Here is a 24,906-nt window from a genome sequence, read left to right as displayed (position 1 = left end):
CTTAGTTTTTAAATTTTTATAATGCCCGCAGATGTTTGAGGCTCAGATCCAGAATTGGTGCCGAGTGCGTCAGCGCGCCGCTGGACACATAATCTACGCCTAATTTCGTGATCGTTGCGATATTTTCCTTCGTCATATTTCCGGAACACTCCGTCTCGGCGCGTCCGTCGATGATGCGGATCGCCTCCGCCATCTCGTCCGGGGTCATATTGTCCAGCATGATAATATCAGCGCCCGCTTCCACTGCCTCGCGCACCATATCGAGATTTTCCGTCTCCACCTCGATCTTGCGGACAAACGGGGCATATTTCTTCGCCGCCTCAACCGCCGCCTTAACTCCGCCGGCTGCGTCGATATGGTTATCCTTGAGCATCACGCCGTCCGATAAGTTGTAACGGTGGTTGCTGCCGCCGCCAACCTTGACCGCATATTTTTCAAATACACGCATACACGGGGTCGTCTTGCGCGTATCTAAAAGCGTCGTCTTCGTTCCTTCTAAAAGCTTCGCCACCTGATTCGTATAGGTCGCAATGCCGCTCATCCGCTGTAAATAGTTGAGCGCCGTCCGCTCGCCGGAAAGAAGCACCCGGATGTCGCCGGTGATCACGCCTAAAAACTGCCCTTTTGTGACGGTATCCCCGTCTTTTACCTCAAATTTTGTCTCGGTCGCCTCGTCCAGAAGTTTAAACACGCGCTCAAACACCTGTAAACCGGCGATAATACCGTCTGCCTTGGCTAAGAGTTGTACCTCGCCCTTGCGGTATTCCGGCATGACCGCGTTCGTCGAAACGTCCTCACTGTTGATATCTTCCTTTAACGCCATGCGGATATACTCATCCGCAACAAGCTGCATCGTAATTGGATTCATACTCTTCGTCCTCCCGTCCGGCGATCTTGCCTGCCGCTCTCTCTGCAAATACAAGGCTTTCCAGCAGACTGTTGCTGGCAAGCCGGTTCTTTCCGTGTACGCCGTTGCAGCTCGTCTCACCAACCGCATACAGGTGTCCATCGTCGTCTCGGAAAAATGATCGACATAGATACCGCCCATAAAATAATGCTGCGCCGGTACGACCGGAGCCGGTTCCTTCGTGATATCGTAGCCCTCTTTTAAGCACTCCTCATAAATGTGCGGAAAATGGTTCCGGATCGTCTCCTCCGGAACTGCCTTAAACGACAGCCATACATGATCGCTGCCTTCTTTTTCCATCTCCTTCTCGATCGCCTGCGTCACCACATCACGCGGCAGAAGCTCATCGACAAAGCGCTCGCCCTTTCCATTTAACAGAACTGCCCCCTCGCCGCGGGTCGATTCTGAAATCAGGAAGCTGCGTCCCGGCTTCTTGCTGTACAGGCTGGTCGGATGAATCTGGACATAATCGAGATGCTCCAGACGCACGCCGTGTTTCTTTGCCACATCCAGTCCATCGCCCGTCAGGCTCGGGAAGTTCGTCGAATGCTTGTAAAGCCCGCCGATGCCGCCGGTCGCCAGAACCGTGTCTTTCGCATGGAGCTTTAAAATATCGCCGGCTGCATTCTTTGCCAGAATGCCGGTGCAGATACCATTTTCAACCAAAATATCTGTCATAACGGTATATTCCCGAATTTCTACATTCGGAAGTTCTTTTACACGCGTCTGCAGGGTCGTCGTGATCTCTTTTCCCGTGATGTCCTCATGGAAACAGATACGCGGCTGCGAATGCGCGCCCTCCTTTGTATATTTTAAACTGCCATCTGGATTTTTGTCAAACCCTACGCCTAATTTCAGCAGATTATTTATCACATCCCGGCTGGAACGGATCATGATATCCACACTCTCCTTGCGGTTCTCGTAGTGTCCCGCGCGCATCGTGTCCTCAAAATACGCATCATAATCTGTCTCATCCCGCAGCACGCAGATACCTCCCTGCGCCAGCATGGAATCACAGCTCTCTATATCTTCCTTGCAAATCATTAAGATCCGGTCTTCCGACGGCAGGTTTAAAGCGGTGTACAGACCGCCTACGCCACACCCGACGATGACCACATCATAATTTTCCTCCCGGACCATTTTGTTGCCTTCCTTTCTATACCATACGTTTGCACTTATCTTTTTATCCTGCAGATAGTTCAGCCTTCAAATCGCAAAATACTATCTGCCACTCTATGCTCCTATCGCAAACAGAGTTCTCTTTCAATCCAAAACTTCATTTGTGCATCCGCACCAGTATAGCACATATTTTTTCATGTGACAAGACATATGTAATGATATTTTGGTCGATTCTGCAAAAAACATATTACTATTCACGCATACGTGCCCAGTAACCAAAAAACTCCAGTTTCATTGACAGTCCACCATAAATCCATTAAAATACCTACTATAATAAGGTTTTTGCCGAATTAAATTTAAACATATGAAGAGAAGGTATTTTCATGAAAATCAATCACGTACACGCAGTCTATTTCAGCCCGACCGGCAACGCGAAAAAGGTTGTTACCACGCTGGCGCAGGCCATCGCGGATACACTCGGCGTCCCGATGGATTCCTATGATTTCACGCTGCCGGAAAGCCGCGAAAAAGTTCATACATATGGGGCAGACGATCTGCTCGTCATCGGCACCCCGGTCTACGCGGGACGCATCCCGAACAAGATGCTCCCATTTGTACAGACCCATTTTGAGGGAAATGGCGCGCTCGCCGTTCCGGTGGCTGTCTTCGGAAACCGCAACTTCGACAATGGGCTCATCGAGCTTCGCAATGAATTAGAGGCGCACGGTTTCCACACCATTGCGGGTGCCGGTATCCCGACCGAGCACGTATTCAGCGACAAGCTGGCAACCGGACGTCCAGATGCAGATGATCTCGCACAGATCCATGCATTCGGCATCAAAGCAGCTGAAAAGATCACTTCCCTGACCGAAATCCCAGCTCCGATTGCCGTGCGCGGCGATGATCCGGTCGGACCATATTACACCCCGCTCGGCACCGACGGAAAACCAGCTGTCTTCCTGAAAGCCAAACCAGTCACCGATCCGGAAAAATGTACTGGCTGCGGCATCTGTGCAACGGTCTGTCCGATGGGCTCTATCCCGGCAGATGCACCGGACACCTGCACCGGTATCTGCATTAAATGTCAGGCGTGCATCAAGATCTGCCCGGCTGGCGCCAAATACTTCGACAACGAGGCTTTTCTGTCCCACGTTGCGATGCTGGAGCAGAACTATACACGCAGAAGTGAGGCGGAGTATTTTATCTAAGGATATCCACATTCCAGCATAGTTTTAGGGCGGCGCCATTTTACTGGTGCCGCCCTATCAACCTACTTTTATGACCGTGCAGTCTTTATTTTTCTATGTCCCGTTCTATTCCTCTGTCTTTTTTCTACCTGTCATTAATACATAGGCTGCTGCCATCATTCCAACTGTAAGTGCAGTCATCGGCACATTCATCTGATCCTCTCCAGTCTTCGGAAGTCCCTCTTCCGGTACGACCGGCTGAGGTTCTGGTTCAACCGGTGTAACCGGTTCGGTCGGTTCTGCTGCCGGACCAGACGCGGTTGTGGTCGAAGACTTTTTACTGCCAGAACCACTTCCACCGCCGTGACCACCATGACCTCCACCGCCATTATGATCCGGGGTCGGATCTGGTGTTGGAGTTGGATTATCGCCTCCGCTCATGGCATTGACAAATTTTACAACTGCTGTTTCTCCACCAGCGATTGTTCCTACATCTCCTGTTTTCGTCACGGTATAGCCTTCATTTCCGCTCTCTTCCACCGTGTAAGCAGTTCCCTCCGGAAGACCGGCTGCTGACTTGCTCTCGCCGTGCTTTAATGTAAATGTTGCTACATTATCGACAAATTCCATATCGCCATAATTTCCGTTCAATGCAGTGCCGCCCTGCAAGGTTACTTTAAACGTGAACGCTTTTTCCTTGTCTCCGCTTCCGGTGACCTCTTTGGAAACCGTCAGGCTGCCGTACCGGATTGGTGCATTGGTCAGTGTAATGTGATAGGTTTTGTTTTCCTTGTCATATTCTGTACTGGAACTTCCCTTCCATCCTTCCAGCGTTTCTTCTTCCACAATATAGTGACAATCTTCCACCTCTCCATTCGAAACGCATTTTGACGGAAGATCCTCAAACGACGCCGACCAGTTATTCTCCGCATTTAGTTCTGCGTGACTGTCGAGCTTCACTTTTTCACCGCTCGTATCGCCTACGCGGTAGAGATCCACGTACACGTGGTCTGGATGAGTTTCTTCGGTCCATTTTTTGGTTACTTCTACCGCCACATCTGCATATTCCATACCAATCACGACTGGACTGTTCGTTGCAATACCGCCGCCACGCTTGGAAACATTGTCACTGATAACAAGCTGCGCCTCCGAAGACGCCAATTTCTGGTGCTCCTCACTCAACTCTCCATGTAAACCAAATGACTTATTTGTATTGGTATAAATAGCCGGATCCGCTTCTGGATTTCCAGCCTGATAGCGATTTTCCGCCTCATCAGAATACCATCTGATCACACCGCCGCCCAGAGAACGACCGGAAACAGAAATGTGGGTAGTTGCGCTCGGCGGGTTGCTCTGAATCGAGAACTTATCCGGTGTATCGGTTCCTTCATAGCGGATCTCATCTCCTGATGCTTCATAAGAATAGGAAATGCCGCCTGTCTTCCCAGTTGCCTTATTTCCATAAAAAGCGCCGCCCAAAGTTGAATAAACCTCTGTCTCAGAGGTCGGGCACGCCCAGATTCCTGCACCACGCGATGCCCGATTTCCTGTTATCAGAACATTCGTAAGATGAAGCGTTGGATTCTCGTGATTCGTGTAATCAATTCCGCCGCCAAAGCCAGACGATCTATTTTCACTGATCAAACCACTGATTAAATTCACCTGGCTGTTCTTATCCATATTCAGCTTCATACCGCCGCCACGCTGACCCGCTTCATTCTTAGCAATGGTATTTCCTTCCAATGTCAGAACACAATCAGCCGCTCCAAGTACCCACAGCCCGGCGCCATTTCCCATGCTGCTATTTTCTGTAATGACATTGTTCTTCAATGTAACTGTTTTCGATATACGGCTGTAAATCGCACCGCCATCGCCGCCTCTGGCTGCCATCTCTGTAATCCGATGGTTATAAGCATGTGAATTTCGAATCCGGTTGCCTGTCAATTCTGCCGTCTGCACCGCATCCAGATGGATTGCTCCACCATAATCCTTAGATGTATTAGAGAAGAAATAATTTTCATTCAGTGTCACCGTTCCGCGATCTGCAAAAAGCGCACCGCCGCCAAACCAATACTGTCCGGTCGTTCCTGTCATATCAATCGCGCTGTTATAAAACAAATTACACTTCTCCATTTTAACCGCTGCCTGAGAAGTATAGACAGCACCTCCGCTCTGGGCGAAATTTCCCTGTCCACTATATTCTTTGTAATTATTATCTTCTCTTGTAAAATAACCGAAATTACATTTCTCTGCTTCCAGCGTACCTCCATTCATCAAAACAGCGCCGCCGTTTCCAGATAACGCCTGAAAACCTGCCAGAATCGTATTCCTCAGAATGACTGTTCCGCCGTTTGCCTCGATCGCACGGTTATCTGCACCCTTGCCGCTTCCGCCAAGCAGACCATTCAAAACCGTAAAGGTTACCGATTCCGCAACCGCAAATGCACTGATTGTCTGTTTTGCTTTTGCTTCCGGAACTACTTTTACTTTTACTACTTTTCCATTCAAATCAAGTGTAAGAGCTTTATCAACTGAAACGGCTTTTGACAGTCCACAGTTTTTCAGCACCTTCACCGTATCCCCATCGTCTGCTGCCGCGAATGCAGCTTCCAGCGTATCATACGCTGTCCCATTTACCTCTGCCACACCGGCAGCTGCCTCGTTTAAAGCCAGCAGAATAGAAAATTCGTTGACGCCAAAGGTCAGTTTTGCTGTCTTTTCACTGTCCTCTGTGCTATCCTGGATTTCAACCTCAGAAAGTTCTGTGATGACATCCTCATGAATATGCAGGATTTTTGTCTCTTCCAAATTTTCTCCTGTCTCACTTTCAACTGCATTCTTTTTAAACTGAATGCTGACCTTGACTTCTTCGGATGGCTCGACTTCCTCTCCTGCCTCGTTTACAAATTTCACATCAAAGGCTGTAAAGGAATCCGCGCGGTATCCTTCTTCATGGATCTGATCGCTCAATGTCTGATGTTCTTCGCTTCCGTCCTTGATCTCTTCTGCTTTCAGCTTTACTTTTTCTTCAAACGCACCCGCCGGTACCGTCAGGGTAAGTACAGCGGAATCTGTATTGACCGTGTAGACCGCATCATCCACACTGCCGGAAAGTCCCAGCTCTGCAACGGTCGTCACGAATGCAGCAGCTGCCGTATTTTTAAGAAGAACGCTCTCATATGTCTCGCCCTCTAGCCGCTCTGCTCCGTCTTCTATCTCGACTTCCGTCTCCGCATCCGGCTGGTCGGCTGTATTCGTTTCTTTCTCCGATGTCTCATCTTCCGTCTGTATCTCGCTCGCCGTCGCCGATGCCGCTGTCAGAAACATCTTAAAATGATCCGATCGCGATACCTGCGCCACGTCCCCTGCTTCGCTGCCTGCAGAATCATTCTTTTCCTTTTCTGAGCCCGAATCTGCATCCGGCTGACTGTCCTTTTCTTCTGGGGTACCTGTTTTTCCCGCATCACCCGCACCCGAGCCTGCTTCCTGGCTCTTTTCCGGCTCGTTTGCCGGGTTCTCTGCTTCTGCCCCGTTTTCTGCTTTATTCGCCGGATTTTCCGCCTCTGAACCTTTTTCCGGTTCACTTGCCGGGTTCTCTGACTTGTCCACCTTTTCCGGAGTTTCCACCGGATTCTCTTTTTCTGGTTCCTGCGAATCTGTCTCTTTTACATTTTCTTTCTTCTCAGACTCTCCAGCCGTTTTATTTGATTTTTCTTCCGCACCATTCGAAATGGAAACTCCCGTTTCTTCGCTTGCTTCCATTTCTTCATCCTGGATCTGCTTCTTTAACTCTTTAGATGAGAGAATCGAAACTTTTCCGCTTCGTTTTCCATCTACCTCTATCTGCCCATATTCTTTCTCAGAAGAACGATTTAACAGCAGAAATAAAATTTCTTCCTCGCCCGTGATCGTATAATGATCCAGATCCTCTTTTTCATCCAGTCTCGCATAGACCTTTAAATTTACCTTTCCGTCCGGTGCTTTCACATCCGGATGCAATTCAAAGAGGGAACCATCTTCCTGAAACAGTGTCTCATACGCTTCTGATTCTTCTCCCTCAAAGGTTAGGGCATCTTCCTTGACCGGTTTTCCTTTCACCGCTTTTAATAGTGCCTCACTCAGCTCTTCCTGATCCAGGACAAAATTCTGATTTTCTTCTTCCGCCTCATTCTTTTCCAACAGCGGAGCCGTTGCTGCCAGCGCCGTCGTACTTCCAATACTGGTACTGATCATACTGGTGCACAAACAGACAGACAAAAGACGCTTCATCTGCTTCATTTCTTTATGAAACAAATGATGCCTCTGTTTCCGGCTCCTCCCCTTTGTCTCTAACTTCTTCATATTCTTACCTCCTGTTATAGATCTATTTCCCATTCTATTCTGCCGCCTCATACGCATATAGAATTGTCCGGGCATTGTTAAATTCATAGCTGCATGTCACAAATGAATACAAACGCACGATCGTCCCCTCGACCGGCGCGGACGCGCTCGCGCCCGCTGTCATCTGCTGAATATATGACGCAAATTCTTCTCCCGATGCAAACTCCGTTTTCCGGCGGATCGCATCCGGCGATGTGCAGACAGCCGCCAGGGCTTTTAAATGAATCTCCCGCTCCGGCGTATAAAGAATGATTTCTGAATGCTGATCGAAATAGCCCTGATCCTTGTATCTGGAAATGTCCTTAAACATACTTCCATTCTTCATGTGATGGCCGTACAGCACATTATGCAGGGACGAAAAATCTGCCTGATCGGCATAGTCCAGAAAAATCGTGCCCGCCGTGCTCTTCTGTCCGTTCAGGTCACGGTGCAGGTAATAATCATTGTCCTTCCCCTGAACCACCGGATAATTGATCTGAGTTCCCGGAATCTGAATCCAGGCAACGACGTCCGGATTCTGGAAATCCAGCGCTGAAAAATCAATTGCTGACACATATTCTGTCTCCTTTATTGCATTCGTCTCACCTATCTCATTTTCCACTTCTGGCACTTTTTTCTCCGGCATTGTTTCTCCCGTCGTCCCTGCTTCTGACATTCCCACAACCTGGGCAGTCAACTCTTCCTGCGCCTTCTCCTGACGCATTTCATCCCATTTATGCATTACCACCCCTGCTGTACCGAACGCCAGACAGATGACAGCTATCACAGCCGCTGCTTTCCGTGTCCACTTTTGCATCGATCCCTCCATCTTTGCCCGTGAAACGTTCTGCGCCTTTATTTATTAAGCAAATTATATATTTTTATAAATGATGTATTAATTTGCATACAAAACGAAACAGATAACAGCATAGTTTTAGGACAGCGCCATTATTTCTGGCGCCGCCCTAAAAACCTGCTCTTATAACCGGGCAATTTTTATTTTTCTATGTCTCGTCTTACTCTTCCGTCTTTTTTCTGCCCGTCATTAATACATAAGCTGCTGCCATCATTCCAATTGCCAGCAGAGCCATCGGCACATCCATCCGATCCGTATCCCCTGTCTTCGGAAGTCCTTCTGCCGGTACAACCGGCTGAGGTTCTGGTACAACCGGCGTAACCGGTTCCGTCGGCTGGGCTGCCGGTCCCGACGCGGTTGTGGTCGAAGACTTTTTACTGCCAGAACTACTTCCGCCTCCGTGACCGCCGTGGCTTCCGCCTCCGTTATTGCCTGGATTCGGGGTCGGGGTAGGATCAGATCCCGGTTCCTGGCTTCCATGTTCTACCACATATGATACGGTCGGCTTCGGGAATTCTTCTGGCCGATACTCATTTCCACGGCTGTCTACCGGATACAGGACCGCCTCCTGATTGGTATAGAGCCCTTCATAGTGCTGGCTGCCGTCCCGGTCATATTTTCCATAGGTTCCATCCGCCGTCTTTGGGTTTATCAGTTTTACGGTATAGGTCAGTTGCACCGGTGCAAAGTTTGAAACTGGTTCATTTATATACCAGGTAAACATCTCTGTCTCTGCCTTATTTCCCGCGTCATATACCACTTTAAAACGATAATTCTGCGGTCCCGGTTCTCCGTCTCCAAAATACCAGGTGTTGCCCTCCTGATACATAGAAAGCGCTTTTCCCCCTACTGTCAGCTGGTCTAAGTGATCGAAATCAAAGTTATAATCCTCTTTCACATAGCCCATATAATCTTTCACAACAGAACCTTTATCAACGGCATACAAAATATCATTTTCTATACTGTCAAATGAAACCTGCTTTCCATTCGCGAGGTACCGCATGAAATTCATTCCCCACTCATAGTTACTTGCCGTTCCGGGCGGCGTAATCGGCATCGCATAGCAGTGATATCCTTCCGAAGCTGCCTGTGCGTACGCCTCGTACGAAAGATATAATGCCTTATCGATCGAATTCACATAATTTCCTGCTTTCTCCACCGGTGTAATAAGCGATGCATCCGGTTCCGTTCCATATGGATAGTCGTGTGTATCCTTCTGCTCTGAAAGTCTGGCTCCTATGCCGGTCAGCCATGCATTCCAGTCCGTCGGTGCCTGATTATTTCCATACTTGGATTTCCAGTTATCCGGTCCTGCAAAATGTTTCGGAGAATCTGCCATAAATCCCCAGGCAACCGCCGTCGGATTCTCATTAAACATATAGGTAATACCATCACTGACAACTACCAGTGTCTTGCGTTCATCTGCCACTCCTGTATCCTGGTCTAACATCGATTTACCCGCTAAAATACCTGCGTGAAGATTGGTTCCACTCTTAATCTCCTGACAAATGGCTGCTTCAATCGCCTCATATTGGGTCTCCAAATCCATAAATCCATCCGTATGGGCTTCCTTGTTAAAGAGCACTACTCCCACTTTGACCTTTGCTCCCTTTTCCTGCACTTCTTTCTTGAGGTTCTGAAGCATTTCCAATGCCTGCTCTTTCAGTCCCGTGCTGGTTGATTTATCTAAGACAAGCACCACATCACTTACCAGCTGCTCCTCCGCTGACGGCAAGGACAAAGCCACTTGAGACTTAAAATTTTCATCCAGCTGTTCCGCTGTCTTCGATTTAGAAGTTCCTCCCTCTGGAATCGTCGGAAGTTCTCCTCCCGGAATCGTATATGATACAGTCGGTTTCGAAAATACTTCCGTTTTTCCTTTTTCCTGATCGCTTCCAACCGGATGCAGCACTGCTTTCTGGTTCGTATAAAGTCCATCATACTCTTCGCTTCCGTCTTCATCGTACCGTCCATACGATTCTCCTGGATTGTTCTTCGGATTTACCAGTTTTACCGTATAGGTCAGCTGCACCGGTTCATTATTTTTTACCGCCTCATTCATCGTCCAGATGAAATGTTCTCCTCCTTCCTTATCCGACGGATCGTATTCCACCTTAAAACGATATTGAGCTGCATTCACGTCTTCATTTCCAAAATAAACGGTATTTCCATCTTTCCATTTAGAAAGCTCCCTGCCGCCAACAGTCAGACGGTCGATGCTCTTTAAGTCAAAATTGTAGTCATCCTTGACCCAACCCATATAATCTTCCACAGTCGAGTCCCGATCGACGGCATAAAGGATATCATTTTTGATATCTTCAAAACTTACCGTTTTTCCGTCTGCCAGATATTTCACAAAGCTCGGTCCCCATGGATAGCTTTCACCAGCAGATGAACCAATCGGCATCGCATAGCAGTGATACTGTTCCTTCGCCGCTTCCAGATATGCCTCATAGGAAAGATAGAGCGCTTTATCAACGCTATTGGCATATTTTTTTCCTTCATCAGGTGGGGTACATGGCGTTAAATCTCCTGGCTCATATGAATGGTCAAATTCATCGCCTGTGCATCCATCTGCGCTTTGATTGTACCCAGGCGCTCGTTCCACTCATCCTCCGATAATGCTTTATTATTCCCATATTTAAGAATCCAGTTATCCGGTCCCGCCCAGGAATGTTCTGAACCATCATTCTCAAATCCCCAGGCAACCGCCGTCGGTTTTTCCCCAAAAATATAGGTAATGCCATCGCTTAAAAGCACCAGGCTCTTTCTTCCTGCTGCCACCTGCGTATCCTCATCCAGCATTTTCTTGCCTGCAAGGATTCCAGCCGAAAGATTCGTTCCGCTGCTAATATTCTCACGGATCGCTGCCGCAATCGCATCATACTGGGTTCCCAAATCCATAAAGTCAGACTTGTGCGCTTCTTTATTGAAAATAACGACTCCAACCTTTACTTTTGCGCCATTTTCCTTTGCCTGCGCCTGCAGCTCCTTAAGCATCTCTAACGCCTCATTTTCCAGCTGCACGCTGGTAGATTTATCCAGCACAAACACAATGTCATTTTCCAGTTTTTCCTCCGCTGACGGAAGGGAAAGTGTTACCTGGGATTCAAAATTTTCGTCCAGATTGGTAGCTTTTTTAGACTTCGAAATCTGCCAGTGTGGAATTTCTTCCACTTCCACTGCCGACAAAACAGCTACGTCTGTCAGACCAAGCTCCATCGCGGAAGTTACAAATGCGGCTGCGGATGCATTCTTAATGCCTACCGTTTCATATGAATCCCCCAGAATGCGTTCGAAATTGTCTTCTTCTGCTTCGTCGCCTACAATCGCCTTATTTTTTTCATTTTCATCGTTCTCGTCCTCTTCTTCTGCATCAGGCGGAGATGCCATTGCAGCTGAAGTCAAAAACATCGAAAAATGAGCCGAACGTGATACCTGAACTGAATCTTCGTCCTGGGCGCTGTCATTTTCTGAATCCGATGTATCTGCATCGGACGCATCCATGTCTGCTTTTTCATTCTCGTTCTCAGAATCCGGTTCCGATAAATCTTTCTTGTCATCCGCTGCTTCCGGTTCTTCTTTTATATCCGAGGTATCTTCTGAATCTCCTGTATTCGGTTCCTGAGCTTTCTGCTCTGTTTCGTCCTGCTTTTCTGGATCCGAGGTTTCTTCTTTTATTTGATTCTTACCTGTATCTGAAGCATTTTCCTGCTCTTTTACATCGTCCTCCAGAGCCGTATCCTCTTCTGTGATATCTTCACTTCCTGCCGAAACTGCACTTTCTGGTTCTTTTACCTCATTTTCTATCTCGGCCGGAACCGCTTCCTCCGTCTCCAGCTCAACCTGCTTTTTTACTTCACCAAATGGCGCAACCGTCATCCATGCGCTGGCTCTTCCATCCACCAGAATCCGTCCGGTGCGCTCTTTTGAAGAAGAATTGGTCATCAGGAAAATAATTTCTTCATTTCCGCTGATCGTATACTGATCCATGTCCTCTTCATCCTCTAAGCGGGCATACATTTTCAAAGTAAGCCGGTCGTTTTTCTTCTCAAAATCTGGATGCAGTTCATATAGATTTCCTTCTTCAAACAGTCCCTCGTAGGTTTCTTCCTCATCGCCGGAAAACGTAAATGCATCCTCTTTTACTGTCTTTCCTTTTTTAGCAGCATCCCGGATTGCCTGCCTGAGGACTTCTTTTTCCAATGAAAATTCCTGTCTTTCATCCCCTCCTTCGGATGTGGCTGCTGCAAATGCGGCTGTATTTGCCACGCTTGTGCTCAACATACTGCTGCACAAAAGCACTGACATGAAACGCCTTGACTGACGTTCAAACCAGCCTTGACTGTAACTTTTCCCCTTTTTCTTCGCTTTTTTCATTCTTTTTGCCTCCCGTCTTATCATCAACACAGGTCCCCTTATGCGGATTTAAATACCTCCATTCTGAACCGCTTTCACGCCATGTTCCCGCAAAAATGGCTCGTACAATTCCTCTTCTGCTTTTTTCCGCGCTGCCACCGCATCCTCAAGGTTTACGAAGGTTCCAAGGTTGTACACTTTTCCCTGAAAGCCGATCGCTGCCCGCCACCGGGAATTTTCCCGCTGGTAGACGCCTCGGTAGCCGCTTGTATTGTTTGCCGTATTTTTCTGGTTGGCGATTCGTTCCAGGCAGGTTCCGCCTACAAAATGAATCGCTTTTTTCATGTTTTTCTTTCGTGTCTCCGCCTGCAGGCACCCACAGCTCTTGGTTTTTCCCGCGCACAGGCTTTCTTTGGATGCCTCAATCAGGCGTCCGCAGCTACAGACACATTTCCAATATTTACCTGTCCGGTTGGAATTATCCGCCTCTTCAAGCACTTTCAAACGTCCGAACTGACGACCTGTCAGATCGATCCGCCGACTGGACGGAAGTTCCTTCCGATAGCACCCGCAGCTTTTCGTATGCCCTGTTTTCAGATGGGACTCCTCCACGGTTTTTTCTTTCCCGCAGTCACACCGGCACAGCCAGTAATGGCGGCGGCTTTTTTCTGCCTGTTTTATCTCCCGGCAGACGGTCAGGCGTCCATACCGGCGCCCCGTCAGATCTTCTCTCACATACTCCACCTCCCCGGCTGACATAATGGGAATTATGTCATATCCACCTGTTTTGTTTTTTCTTTAATTTGCAAGGTTTTTGTCGGATTTTGGATAAAATATCTGTACTTTCAAGTACTGTTTTTTAACGTCTTTGTAGGTTGAAATTTTTTCTCAGAAGTGATAAACTTGATAATAAAATCATATATTTAGATATGTATGCAGATTTTTTTCATTTCATGACATAATTCCCATTATGTTTTTCGTCAATTTTCCCTATCAATCAACAAACCTAATTCCAGCTGTCTGCGGCACGCTTCACGGCTGCTGATGATCGTATAACGTCTTGTCGTTTCCACGCTGCTGTGACCCAGATAGTCTGCCAGACGGACCAGATCGTGATCGCGCTCATAAAATATCTTGGCAAACAGATGGCGCAGATTGTGCGGATATACCTTGCTCGGAAGAACACCCGCTTCGGTGCAGACGGATTTCATGTCCGCCCACACATTCTGTCTGCGGACTGCCTGCCCGTTTTTTGTGACAAAGATGCTGCCTCTCACAATCCGCTGCTTCTGGCAGTACTGCGTCAGATACAGCATCAGCGACTGCGGCAGCAGGATCACCCGCTGTTTTCCCTTACAGTCGATCACTACTTCCCCCTGTGCCAGCGATTCCGCTGTAATATATGAAAGCTCGCTGATTCGTATGCCCGTGCTCGCGATCGTCTGCAATATCGCACAGAGGCGTTCATCGCCGCGCTCCCGCGCCGCCTTAACTAACTTTTGATAATCGCTGCGCGTCATTTCCTGTCTCTCATCACAGAAAATCCGCTTCTGCACCCGGAACGTGCGGACACAGTATTCCTGTCTTCCGATAAAATGAAAGTAGCTGTTCAGAGACGCAAGCATCGAATTGGCGCTGGACGTTTTATAATGAGCTTGCAGATATTCCTTAAAAGATATAATTGTATTTTTATCCCAGTCTTCATCAGCAAACATCAAAAACTTTCTCACGTCCCTGCAGTATTTTTCGATCGTGTGGCTGCTTTTTTCCTGTTCTCTCAAATAATCCCTAAATCGTTCCAATTCATTTTGTGTTTCCTGTTTCAATGCGTTTCCTCTCTTTCTCACGAAACTTTCTCGCGTATTTGTTTTTTTCGCAGCTGTTTTTTCTTTCACAACTGTGACCACTTTTCTATTTTCTGAAAAGTAATCTTATAGTATACGCACCGGAAACAGAAATCTCGCAAAAAAAACATTTTTGCTCTTTTAATCGGATTTTTGCAGAACCAGACATCACTGCGCCCGAAATTTTTCACATGGACTCTCTTTGATCTTCACAATAAAAACAGGACAGCCGCTCCCATATTGCTCGGAACAGCTGCCCTGTTTTTTCATATATTTTCTTTTATATTCATTTTACTCGTCCGCCCGGATCGCCCAGCGCATCTTCGTCGAGCGGGCACGCGGGTTCTGTACGCACTCCTGCGCGGACGGGCGCACCACATCTTTGGAATATTCTTTATAGATACCGGCGCGATATCCCTCTTTGAGCGCCGCTTTCACCAGTTTATCCTCTCCGGAATGGAAGGTCAGGATCGCTGCCCGTCCGCCCGGTCGAAGCGCATTTGGAAGCTTCTCCATAAACTCATAGAGTACTTCAAATTCCTGGTTTACATCGATCCGGAGCGCCTGGAAAACACGCTGACAGGTCTTCTTGACTGTCTCCTTTTTCTCCTTTTCCGGAAGGAAATCCAATGTTTTTTCAATGATTTCACGGAGTTTCGTGGTCGTATCGATCCGATTTCCACGGCGGATCTCATCCGTGATCGCTTTTGCCAGCTCCTCGCAGTACGGTTCGTCTGAATTTTCGTACAGCATGCCCGCCAGCTCCTCACGCTCGATCGTGTCAAGGCGCTCGGCGGCGCTGATGCCTTTTTCCTGATTCAGGCGCAGGTCCAGCGGTCCATCTACCTTGAACGAAAAGCCTCGCTTCGGATTGTCAATCTGCATCGAAGACACGCCCAGATCGGCTAAAATAAAATCAAAACCACCCGCTTCTTTGGCAATCTCATCGATTGTACAGAAGTTCTGGAGACGGATTGAAAGCATGTCCTCGCCATAGCCCGCTTCTTCCAGGCGTTTCCGCGTCTTGGCGGATTCCTCCGGATCAACATCGGTCGCATACATATGTCCCTGCCCTTTCAGGCAGGCCAGCATTGCCTTCGTATGTCCGCCGTATCCTAGCGTCGCATCAAATCCGACCTGCCCCGGCTGGATCTGCAAAAAGTCCAGAATCTCCTGCACCATAATGGAAATATGCATGCCCGCTGGTGTATTTCCCTTCTGAATCACGTGCTGGATCGTGTCCTGATACTTCTCCGGCTGCAGCTCTTTATATTTTTCTTCAAATTTCTTTGGATATTTTCCTTTATATCTGACACGCCGTTTGTGTGGTGTCTGATTTTCCTGATCCATAAAAGCCTCCCATATCTGCTTAGATTTTCCATTGATTTTCCCATCTGTCAAATCGAAAATCATATTGGTTCAAGCATATATGGAAGGCGTTCAAATGTCAATTCTTTCTTGATTTTTCCAGATAAAACGCAGCATCATAGGTATACAATAAAGGCGTTTTGGTTGAAATGTTTCTCCGGGCAGATGTTTGCAGATGAGCCATCAAATCTTTCTGTATATAAAATACTCATTCTCCCCAATGTCTGACGCTCCTGCCTGCCCGGATACTCCTTTTCAACGTGCATAGTATGACAAATTGTGTGGTGTTTTGCATCGGCTGGATACTTGACACGGCATCCCGCTTTCAATAAAATGATTATATACCGTACATTGATGTACGATACAATCCCTTTTTAGCTAATTTATATAATTTTTACTTATTTTTCATGTAATTATACACAACTATGAGTGTAAAAAATTGCACCAGAATCCTACATGACAAATATACATGATTGCACATCTTATGGATATCTAACAGGAGGTTTTATGACGCACGATAAAAAACGGCTGCTCTCGATCGGCGAGGCAGCCAAAGCGTTGGAAGTGACCCGGCGCATGATTTTAAATTATGAAGACAAGGGTCTTATTCTGCCGGATCAGAGAGACGGTATCAATGGAAACCGTTACTATACAGCAGACACCGTCTCGCGCATCCGGAGCATCCGCATTCTGCAGAATCTCGGTCTGTCGCTGGATGATATCTATGCCTATTATCACGGCACGACGGATCTGGAGCCGCTGATCACTCGTCTGGAAGATCTGCGTGACGAGATCAGCCGGAATATTGAGAAATTAAAAGAACATTCAAAAGGGCACAATGACTTTGAAATCCGACAGATAGAACTTCCCGCCCAGACCGTTTACTGCCAGGATCTGCATTCGACAGAACTTGAAGACAAGAAAGAGCAATTACGTGGCGTCTTCATCAAGGCGATCCGTCAATATGGTTCTGACACCACCCAGCATATGTTTTTCACCGAATACAACCTTTCGAATCCGGGCGATTTTACCTGCTGCATCGCCGTCCCGCCGGAAAGCCGGGGTGAACATCTCGTCACCCTGCCCTGCCAGAAAGCGCTCTGTATCTTTTATCACGGTGCCTATGAAGGTCTTCCTGTAATTGTGAAGCATCTTTGTGCGTATGCAAACAAATATCAGATTCCATTAAAGGGCACCGCCCGCCACCTCTATCTGGAGGGACCGCCCCAGCACAAAAATCCTGAGAATTTTCTGACGCAGGTAGCGGTTCTGATGGCGGATGATACCCTTTAACCAAAACTTATTTCTCTAATTTTATTATTTTAATTCCTCTGGGCGCAGCACGCATTGACCCACTCTATAAAGTTATCGGCCGCGGCAGCCCGCATGGACATAAACAAAGCCCTGATCCGTATAATCCGTAAAACTCCGGTACTCCGTCAGATCCTCCTGCGCCGCATATCCCGGCGTATTGACTGGAAATACGATCGGCTCCGAACGTGCCTATCTGTATCCAGAATCACTGCCTTACACTTCAATCGCCCCAAACCGGAACGAATACAGGTAGCGCTCCGCCACCCTTTTTCCTGTCATCTGTTCTAGTGCGCGGGTATAGTAGCGCACCTGTGCCTCATAGCGGCGGATCAGAATGTCTGAATTTTCCACATAATCTGTCTTATAATCCACCAGAACCAGCTTGCCATCCTCCTCAAAAAAGGCGTCGATGATACCCTGTATCAGAATCCGCTCATCCGAATCCCAGTCGCCCATTTCGCGCGCCGGAATACCGATGACGAACTGTTTTTCCCGGTACAGTTTCCCGGCTGCTGCCGCTCTCTGCATGCGTTTTCCCAATGAACTGGCTGTCAGTTTTGCCAGATCTGAGCCGCGCACCAACGCCGCCGCCTCGGCATCCATCCGCCCCTCAGCCGCCAGCTTCGCCGGAAATGCATTTAACTCCTGTCTCGACATTGCCCGCTCAAACGGCAACAACTGCAACACACGGTGGTACGCTGTACCGCGCGTCGCGCCGCCTTTTTCTTCCTGCTCCTTCTCCATAAACACTGGCAGCGTCGGCAGAAATACCATCTCCTCCTCTTCTTCCTCCATGCCCTTTTTCTTGAGTTCAGAAACGGACATCTTGGTGTTGAGACTCAGATCGTCCAGGTATGGGTACTGGAAATGGTAGTTGCTGCTGATAATCGATTCTATTTGCCTGATATTTTCGAGCCGATTTTGCGTGTTTGGATGATTCTCGTCATTCGACAAATGGCTGTCCTCCCCCGCCAGCCACCGCAGCCACTCTCTCGATAACGTCTGGCGTATCTGCGTGCCGATCTCACGGTCGATCTGGTCGGAAAGCGTTTCCATCTGATATGAAATCCACGGATTTTTTTCCGGAATACTCATCAAAATCCAATCCAGATACGAGGAAGCCAGCGTCAGAATCGTATACGGAATCGCCCCGTGTTCGGTTGCCACTGCGCTCCACTTCGCAATCCGATCCTCCAATTTCCGGGAGGACGCCGTCAGAATCAGTTTTTCCTTCGCACGCGTCAGCGCCACGTAAAGAACACGCAGTTCCTCGCCCAGCGCCTCCAGTTCCATCCGGCGTTTCATCACATTTTTCTTGAGCGTCGGTCCCTTGATGCGCTTCTCGCTGTCCAGATAGTCGGTTCCGATTCCCAGATCCGCGTCGATCAGAAGTTTCCCCCGCGTATCCTGCTTGTTAAAATTTTTTCCCATTCCAGCCACAAACACGATCGGAAATTCCAGTCCCTTGCTCTTATGGATACTCATGATCCGCACCACCGTTCCCTCGGAATCCGCCACCGGCGCCTCGCCAAAATCTGTGTTATATTTTTTCAATTTTTCAATATACCGGATAAAATGGAACACGCCCCGGTAGCTCGTCGCCTCATAGGCTGCCGCTTTCTCCACCAGCATATCCAGATTGCCGCGCCGTCCCGCCCCGCCCGGAAGCGCCGATACATAGCGATAATAGCCCGTTTTGTCGTAAATCCGGTAGAGGAGCTCGTGCATCGGCAGGTAAACAGCTTCCTGGCGGAATGTATCCAGAAGAGTAAAGAGTTTTTGGAGTTTTCGGCGCAGGTTATTCTTTTGAATTAATTTATTTTTTTGAAAACGAAACACATCCGCGATCGACGACTCGTCACTTTCGTCATTCGACTTCACCGGTCCATCCTCGTTCATATACTCCACAACCGCCCGGTAAAGCCCTGCATCCCGCGACCGGTCAACGCCCGCCTTATGTTCCGCCACAATCCACGCCATCTCCTCATCAGAAACGCCGCCAAACGGCGATTTGAGCACCGACGCCAGGGGAATGTCCTGCATCGGATTGTCGATGACTGCCAAAAGATTCAGCACCGTCTCGACTTCCAGCGTATTAAAATATCCCGTCCGAGACTCTGCGACCGCCGGAATCCCCTGCGTCGCCAGCACCTCGATAAATTCTTCCGCCCATCCGCTGACGCTTCGAAGCAGAATCACAATATCCCCGTACTGCGCCCGACGGTAAGCGCCAAGCTCCTTATCCCAGATCGTGATCCCCCATTCTTTATCCGTCATCTCACGGATCTTTCCGGCGATCATGCGCGCTTCCAGCTCTCTGGCGGTGTAATCGGCTGCCTCATCATCTAACTCGGGGGATTCCGTCTCTTTCTGCGGCTGCACCGACAAATCCACCAGCAAAAGCTCCGTCTTTAACTCATCCAGGCCATCCCGCTCTTCAAAGGCTGCGCCCGGATGCAGTGCCGCATCTTCCGTATAGGATATATTTCCCAGCTTTTCCGTCATGATACGGTAAAAAATCGCATTGATCGATTCCAGTATGTGATCCCGGCTTCGAAAGTTCTGGTGAAGCTCGATCTTCTGGTGCGCGCTCTCCTCCGACGTGTATGTGCTGTATTTTTCCAGAAATAATTCCGGTCTCGCCAGGCGGAATTTATAGATACTCTGCTTGACATCGCCCACCATAAACACATTCGGGCGGTCAAAACGTTCACCGCTGATGCACTGGATCAGCGTCTCCTGAACCAGGTTGCTGTCCTGGTACTCGTCCACCAGAATTTCGTCGTACTGCACGGCGAGCTCATCCGCGACTGTGCCTGGTACGCGCACTGTCCAGGCATTTTTCCCTTGCATCTGATCGGTTTCTTCTGCACTTGAAGTTTCCTCCGCCTCGGAACATTCTGATTCCGGTTCTGTCAGAATCTCCAGCGCAAAATGTTCCAGATCATGAAAATCCACCACATTTTTCTCTTTCTTCTTCGCCCTAAACCGCCGTCCAAATTCCTGCGCCAGCTCCAAAAGTTCCAAAATCCGCTCTTTTCCGGCTTCCATATCCGTAAGCATCTGCTCCGGGGAGGCAAACAGGTACTCTCCTTTTAACTTTTCAACTGCTTTTTTGACCCGACCGCGGCAGTCGGAAACAAGCGCCTTTTTCTCCGGATCGACCTCCCCGTTTTTGCCGCGGATCGCCGCCAGACGCGAAAACGTAAATTGTTCCAATGCCTCCGAGATCGTTTCAAACGAACCGGCTGCCCCGCAGACTGCCTCCGCATGGCGCAGATCTTCCTCGATCATCGGCAGGTACGGCATCGGTCCTCCCGTCTCCTGGCAGATCTCCCACGCCTCCCGAAGCTGTATTTCCCACTCCTGCGCCTGCAATGCAATATCACGCAAAAGGAACTGCATCCACTCCGTCTGCTCCAGCTCTCCCTGTTCGGTCAGGAGCAGCTCCTCACGGCATTTTTCATACCACGCATCCGGCCACGGGTTACTCTGGGCGAAATTGTAGACCTGCATCACATACTCGGCAATTCCACCGTCCGCCTTGCCCGTCGCATACGCGTCCACAAACTCCTCATACCGTTTCCCGCCGTCGCGGTAATAATCTTCCAGCAGCCCATCCATCACATCAGCGCGCATCAGAAGCATTTCGCCCTCATCGCCGACCCGGAATGCTGGATCGATGTCCAGCCGGTCAAAATGTTCCCGCATGACATGCAGGCAGAAGCTGTCGATCGTCGTGATCTGGGCAAACTGAACCAGAACTGCCTGCTGCTGGAGATGTTCATTTTCCGGCTCCGATTCCAGTTTTTTCTCAATCGCCGCCTGGATCCGCTCCCGCATCTCCGCCGCTGCCGCCCGGGTAAAAGTCATGACAAGCAGGCGGTCTATGTCCTTCGGGTTCTCCCCCTCCGTGATCATCTGGATGATCCGCTCAACCAGCACCGCGGTCTTGCCGCTTCCGGCCGCTGCCGACACCAGGAGGCTTTTCTCCCGCCCCTCAATTACCTGCTTCTGTTCCCTGGTCCAATTTACTGCCATTTCTCGCCCTTTCCTTTTTCATGACTGGTTCTTCTTTCATTCCCACAGTCACAGCCAAACACAAACCTACCGTTCCGTTTCCTTATCCTTTTCTTCCATCTTCCCCCAGATCTCCTCCGGGCTCAGCTTATCAAAACGCCGGAACTGGTAGCCGTCCGTTTTCAAATCAAATCCGCACACACTGTGTACGGGCAATAATCGCACGCCGTTTTCTGACCGTTTTTGTACGGCGACGCCGCAATGTTTCCATCCAGAATCTCCCGCCCCATATGCTTCATTTTTCGGTTCACATACGCGCCCAGCACACGGAATTTTTCTTCCCCTGCCGCCTGCGAACGCCGCTCAACGATCGCCTCATTTTTAATCGAAACCGGCACAACATCCGAATCCGCCGTCGCCTCCTCGCCCAGCCGGTTATCCAGATGTGCCAGTGCCTCCCGATCGCCGTTTACCAGCCCGTTCATCCGCAGTGCCTTCAAAATATCGGCATTCGTCTCCTCCTCCGACTCCACCGGCTTGCGCTCCACCATCGGATCCTCGATATGATAATAGAAAAGCCCCGCTGGAACCACCGTTTTATCCGGGTATTCCCGCCCGATCTTCTCCATCGCCGCATCCATGTAGACGACCAGCTGCAGCTGCAATCCATAATAAATATCCGTCAGGTCAAATTTCGTTTTTCCCGTCTTGTAATCAATGATCTTAAGATACAGCCGGTCGCCATCCTCGCAGAGATCGATTCGGTCAATCCGCCCGCGCAGATGGATCGCCTCCTCGCTTGAAAGCGGAATCCGCATCGCTCTCAGGTGATCCATCGGTGAAAAACTGACCTCAAACCCGGCTGGCTCAAAATCACCTTTTTTTAGCTGTTCCGTCAGTGCCCAGATCGTCCGATCCGTGATCCGGTATACCTTCCGTTCCAGATACTGATTCCGGTACGAGCTTCCCAGAATCGCATTGCCGTATTCCTCCGTGACCGACGCCACGCACTCCGCCACCATTTTCTGGCGGTCTTCCTCCGAAATGCCGGAAAACCGGCGATTTTCCTCTTTCATCCGCGTGAAATACATGTCGATCGCCGCATGGAACAGATTTCCGATATCCGACGGGGCAATCTCGTACATCTGCCGTTCCGACAATTCCAGCCCATACGAAAGAAAATGTGCATACGCACACGACGCATACAGCTCCATACGCGTCACACTGCCCCGCAGAATCGGGCTATAGAGCGCCCGCGCCGCCGCCTTCCCGATGCCCGTATCCTGATAGGTATAAAATGCAGCATCCGAGAGCGCCTGCATTTCATCCCGGTACGATTCTGACTGAATAAAGTATCGGTACAGCGATATAAACTGGTCATTTTCCCCGCTTTTTTCATCCTGCAGTCCCCGAAGCACCCAGCTCATGCCAAGCTCCGGCGACCAGAGCGCTTCCTTCTCTTCCTTCGGCTGTTCCAGACGTTTCTCCGGAAATAATTTAAGCAGCTGCAGCATCAGACTCGAAGGACGCATCGCTTTTCCCTCGGCAGAGGACGCCGCACACGACAGATAGAGATAGTCCGACGGCTTTGTCAGCGCCAGATAGAGATAAAATCGCTGCAAAAAGCTTTCCTCCCGCGCGGTCGGCGCCAATTCTACCTGCATTTCCCGCAGCGCCCGGCGATCCGCCTCCGAAAGGATCCCGCCGCGTCCCGAAACAGACGGCACTATCCCGTCATTGACTCCGGCAAAAAACAACACTTTTATATTGGAAAGACGGGTTCGCGTGATATCGCCGACCACGATCCGGTCCACGACCGCGGGGATCAGTCCTACCTTGATCTCCGCAAAACCGGCGTCCAGAATCTCTGCATACTCCCGCTGTCCCATGATCTCCTCGCCGAGAAGCGCCACAATCCGGTCAAACAGATCCATCACCAGCCCATACACCTGCCCGTACTCCTTGGCAAGACTCATATCGCCCACTTCTTCAAACTGCTGCGCCATCGCCGCCAGCTTCTGCTCCATCTCAAGTGCTTCGAGAAAATGGACCAGCGCCTCCGTCCGCTCGCGCACCGTTGCTTTGCGGTTGGAAAACACCTCCCGAAACGGCAGAAATGGTGTGACAACCGCCTCACGGAACTGATTTAACTCATCCAGATTGATAAGCTCAGCCCCCCGGTACACGCGCTCCCATGTGCTGTTCCACCGCTTAAACCCGCGGATTCCAAGCGCAATCACATAATTTTCCGCCTGATAGATCACTTCCGGTGAAAGCCCCGCAAGCGGCATCACCAGCCCTGTTTTCAGGAATCGAAACACCGATTCATAGGAAAAGCCCGATTGCAGCACCTCCAGCGCCGCCCGGATTAGTTCCACCATCGGGTTACTTAAAATATTTTTCTTATAATCAATAAAACACGGGATCTGATTCTTCTCAAACTGCCTCAGAATCTCCCGGGAATATGTCTCCAAGTCGCCGGTAATCACCGCGATCTCCCGGTAACGGATGCCCTCCGATGCCACCAAACGCCGGATTTCTCCGCATAAGAAAGAGATTTCCGCCTGCGGGGTTGCTGCTTCAATTAGACGCAGGTTTTCCCGACCGTGTTCAGCCGCAGCCCCGCTTTCGTTCCCGCTCCCAGAATGATACACCTTTCCTCTATATCGGAACAATTCATTTTCAATAAATCCCAGTTCCGGGCTGTCCTTAAATCTCCACATTGGTTTTTCTTTCAACAAAATATCCTCATCCCGGCTGCATCCGGCAGCTGCAGCACGGTCAATCAGACGGCAGACGGTATGACGGCTCATGTAAAAGAGCTTCTGCTGCACGCTCTCGCGGTACGGGTTGTCCTCCGGATCCATCGTGACCGTCACGATCACCTTCCGGCAGCACTGGAATAAGAGTTCCAGAAGCTCATACTGGATCGGCGTAAAGCCTGTATAGCCATCCAGCGTCACAACGCTGTCGCGGATGAGCTGTGACTGCGGCAGCACCCGGCAGAGAAGGCTTAAAATTTCTTCTTTTACGATCACTTTTTCCTCGGTATACGCCTGGAATGCCCGGTATAAAACCTGCATATCCAGAAGCTTCTGGCGCAGCAGCGGGCTTTTCGTCTCCCCGATCAGCGTCTCCAGCTTTTCCTCCGTGATGCCGTACTGGAAAAACTCAGACAGCATCGATTTGATCTCGCTGATAAAGCCCGCCTTGTCCAGATGCCCTCCAAACAGGTGCAGATTTCCCCGGACGCCCGATGAGACGCGCCGCAGAACCATCGATTTTCCCATATCATCCAGCACCGCCAGATTTTCAATCGCCAGTTCCTCAAACACCCGGTATGCCAGACGCTCAAAACTGACAATATCGATATTCATCACGCCATGGTTCGGATGCAGCATCACGATCTCTTTCTGCGTCTGCATCGTAAACTGTTCCGGCACCAGAGCAAAAAAACGTCCGTCCGGCTCTTCCATCGACTGACGGATCAGATTTTCATACAATGTCCGTGTCTTTCCCGAACCGGAACCACCGATTATAAATTGCAATGACATAGTTTTCCCTCTGTCTTTC

At 49.4% G+C, this 24,906-nt stretch carries 12 protein-coding genes and 1 pseudogene; 2 read left to right on the top strand and 11 right to left on the bottom strand.

All coding sequences use genetic code 11. The annotated features are described in order from the left end of the window. Positions 1 to 16 precede the first annotated feature (16 nt). On the bottom strand, positions 17 to 868 hold the full coding sequence (gene nadC / locus DWZ16_RS00565; RefSeq protein ID WP_107000312.1) for a carboxylating nicotinate-nucleotide diphosphorylase: 852 nt from the start codon (positions 866 to 868) through the stop codon (positions 17 to 19). Between the two features lie 204 nt (positions 869 to 1,072). After that, positions 1,073 to 2,047, bottom strand: a pseudogene (locus DWZ16_RS00560) (FAD-binding protein); the annotation flags it as partial. 362 nt (positions 2,048 to 2,409) lie between these two features. Here DWZ16_RS00560 and DWZ16_RS00555 point away from each other — a divergent pair. Beyond that, a complete protein-coding gene (locus DWZ16_RS00555) occupies positions 2,410 to 3,234 on the top strand; it encodes an EFR1 family ferrodoxin (RefSeq protein ID WP_117796381.1) in 825 nt (274 codons plus the stop codon). Positions 3,235 to 3,339: 105 nt separating this feature from the next. On the opposite strand, the gene DWZ16_RS00550 is transcribed toward DWZ16_RS00555, so the two are convergent. The 7 genes from DWZ16_RS00550 to rsmH all read right to left on the bottom strand — a co-directional run bounded on the left by DWZ16_RS00550 (position 3,340) and on the right by rsmH (position 15,981). Then, complete coding sequence (locus tag DWZ16_RS00550) at positions 3,340 to 7,554, bottom strand: Cna B-type domain-containing protein (protein WP_182427273.1); 4,215 nt, start codon at positions 7,552 to 7,554, stop codon at positions 3,340 to 3,342. A gap of 34 nt (positions 7,555 to 7,588) precedes the next feature. Further along, a complete protein-coding gene (srtB, locus tag DWZ16_RS00545) occupies positions 7,589 to 8,389 on the bottom strand; it encodes a class B sortase (RefSeq protein WP_182427272.1) in 801 nt (266 codons plus the stop codon). A 199-nt stretch (positions 8,390 to 8,588) separates the two neighbouring features. Further along, on the bottom strand, positions 8,589 to 11,036 hold the full coding sequence (locus tag DWZ16_RS00540; RefSeq protein WP_147353395.1) for a VWA domain-containing protein: 2,448 nt from the start codon (positions 11,034 to 11,036) through the stop codon (positions 8,589 to 8,591). Further along, entirely contained in the window at positions 10,952 to 12,808 is a 1,857-nt protein-coding gene (locus DWZ16_RS00535) for a VWA domain-containing protein (protein WP_182427271.1), read from the bottom strand. Before DWZ16_RS00535 ends, DWZ16_RS00540 begins: the two co-directional genes overlap by 85 nt. Positions 12,809 to 12,856: 48 nt before the next feature. After that, complete coding sequence (locus tag DWZ16_RS00530) at positions 12,857 to 13,522, bottom strand: hypothetical protein (protein ID WP_118522073.1); 666 nt, start codon at positions 13,520 to 13,522, stop codon at positions 12,857 to 12,859. A gap of 245 nt (positions 13,523 to 13,767) precedes the next feature. After that, positions 13,768 to 14,613, bottom strand: coding sequence for a tyrosine-type recombinase/integrase (locus DWZ16_RS00525; RefSeq protein ID WP_118472132.1), 846 nt, complete (start codon positions 14,611 to 14,613; stop codon positions 13,768 to 13,770). Positions 14,614 to 14,922: 309 nt separating this feature from the next. Then, positions 14,923 to 15,981 carry a 16S rRNA (cytosine(1402)-N(4))-methyltransferase RsmH gene (gene rsmH / locus DWZ16_RS00520; protein ID WP_107000320.1) on the bottom strand — a complete coding sequence of 353 codons (1,059 nt, stop codon included), beginning with the start codon at positions 15,979 to 15,981 and terminating at the stop codon, positions 14,923 to 14,925. Between the two features lie 525 nt (positions 15,982 to 16,506). Here rsmH and DWZ16_RS00515 point away from each other — a divergent pair. Further along, positions 16,507 to 17,292 carry a MerR family transcriptional regulator gene (locus DWZ16_RS00515; RefSeq protein WP_181357168.1) on the top strand — a complete coding sequence of 262 codons (786 nt, stop codon included), beginning with the start codon at positions 16,507 to 16,509 and terminating at the stop codon, positions 17,290 to 17,292. A 234-nt stretch (positions 17,293 to 17,526) separates the two neighbouring features. Here the strand turns inward: DWZ16_RS00515 and addA are convergent, their stop codons facing one another. Both addA and DWZ16_RS00505 read right to left on the bottom strand, forming a co-directional pair. Continuing rightward, positions 17,527 to 21,354 carry a helicase-exonuclease AddAB subunit AddA gene (addA, locus tag DWZ16_RS00510; RefSeq protein ID WP_118522072.1) on the bottom strand — a complete coding sequence of 1,276 codons (3,828 nt, stop codon included), beginning with the start codon at positions 21,352 to 21,354 and terminating at the stop codon, positions 17,527 to 17,529. 161 nt (positions 21,355 to 21,515) lie between these two features. Beyond that, positions 21,516 to 24,887 (bottom strand): PD-(D/E)XK nuclease family protein, encoded by a 3,372-nt coding sequence (locus tag DWZ16_RS00505; RefSeq protein ID WP_412694255.1) that lies wholly within the window; start codon positions 24,885 to 24,887, stop codon positions 21,516 to 21,518. Positions 24,888 to 24,906: the final 19 nt, after the last annotated feature.

This window comes from Clostridium sp. AF29-8BH (assembly GCF_003478145.1).
Lineage (GTDB): Bacteria > Bacillota > Clostridia > Lachnospirales > Lachnospiraceae > Otoolea > Otoolea fessa.
The sequence above is the reverse complement of the archived record's forward strand: the minus strand, read 5'-3'. Positions and strand labels throughout refer to the sequence as shown.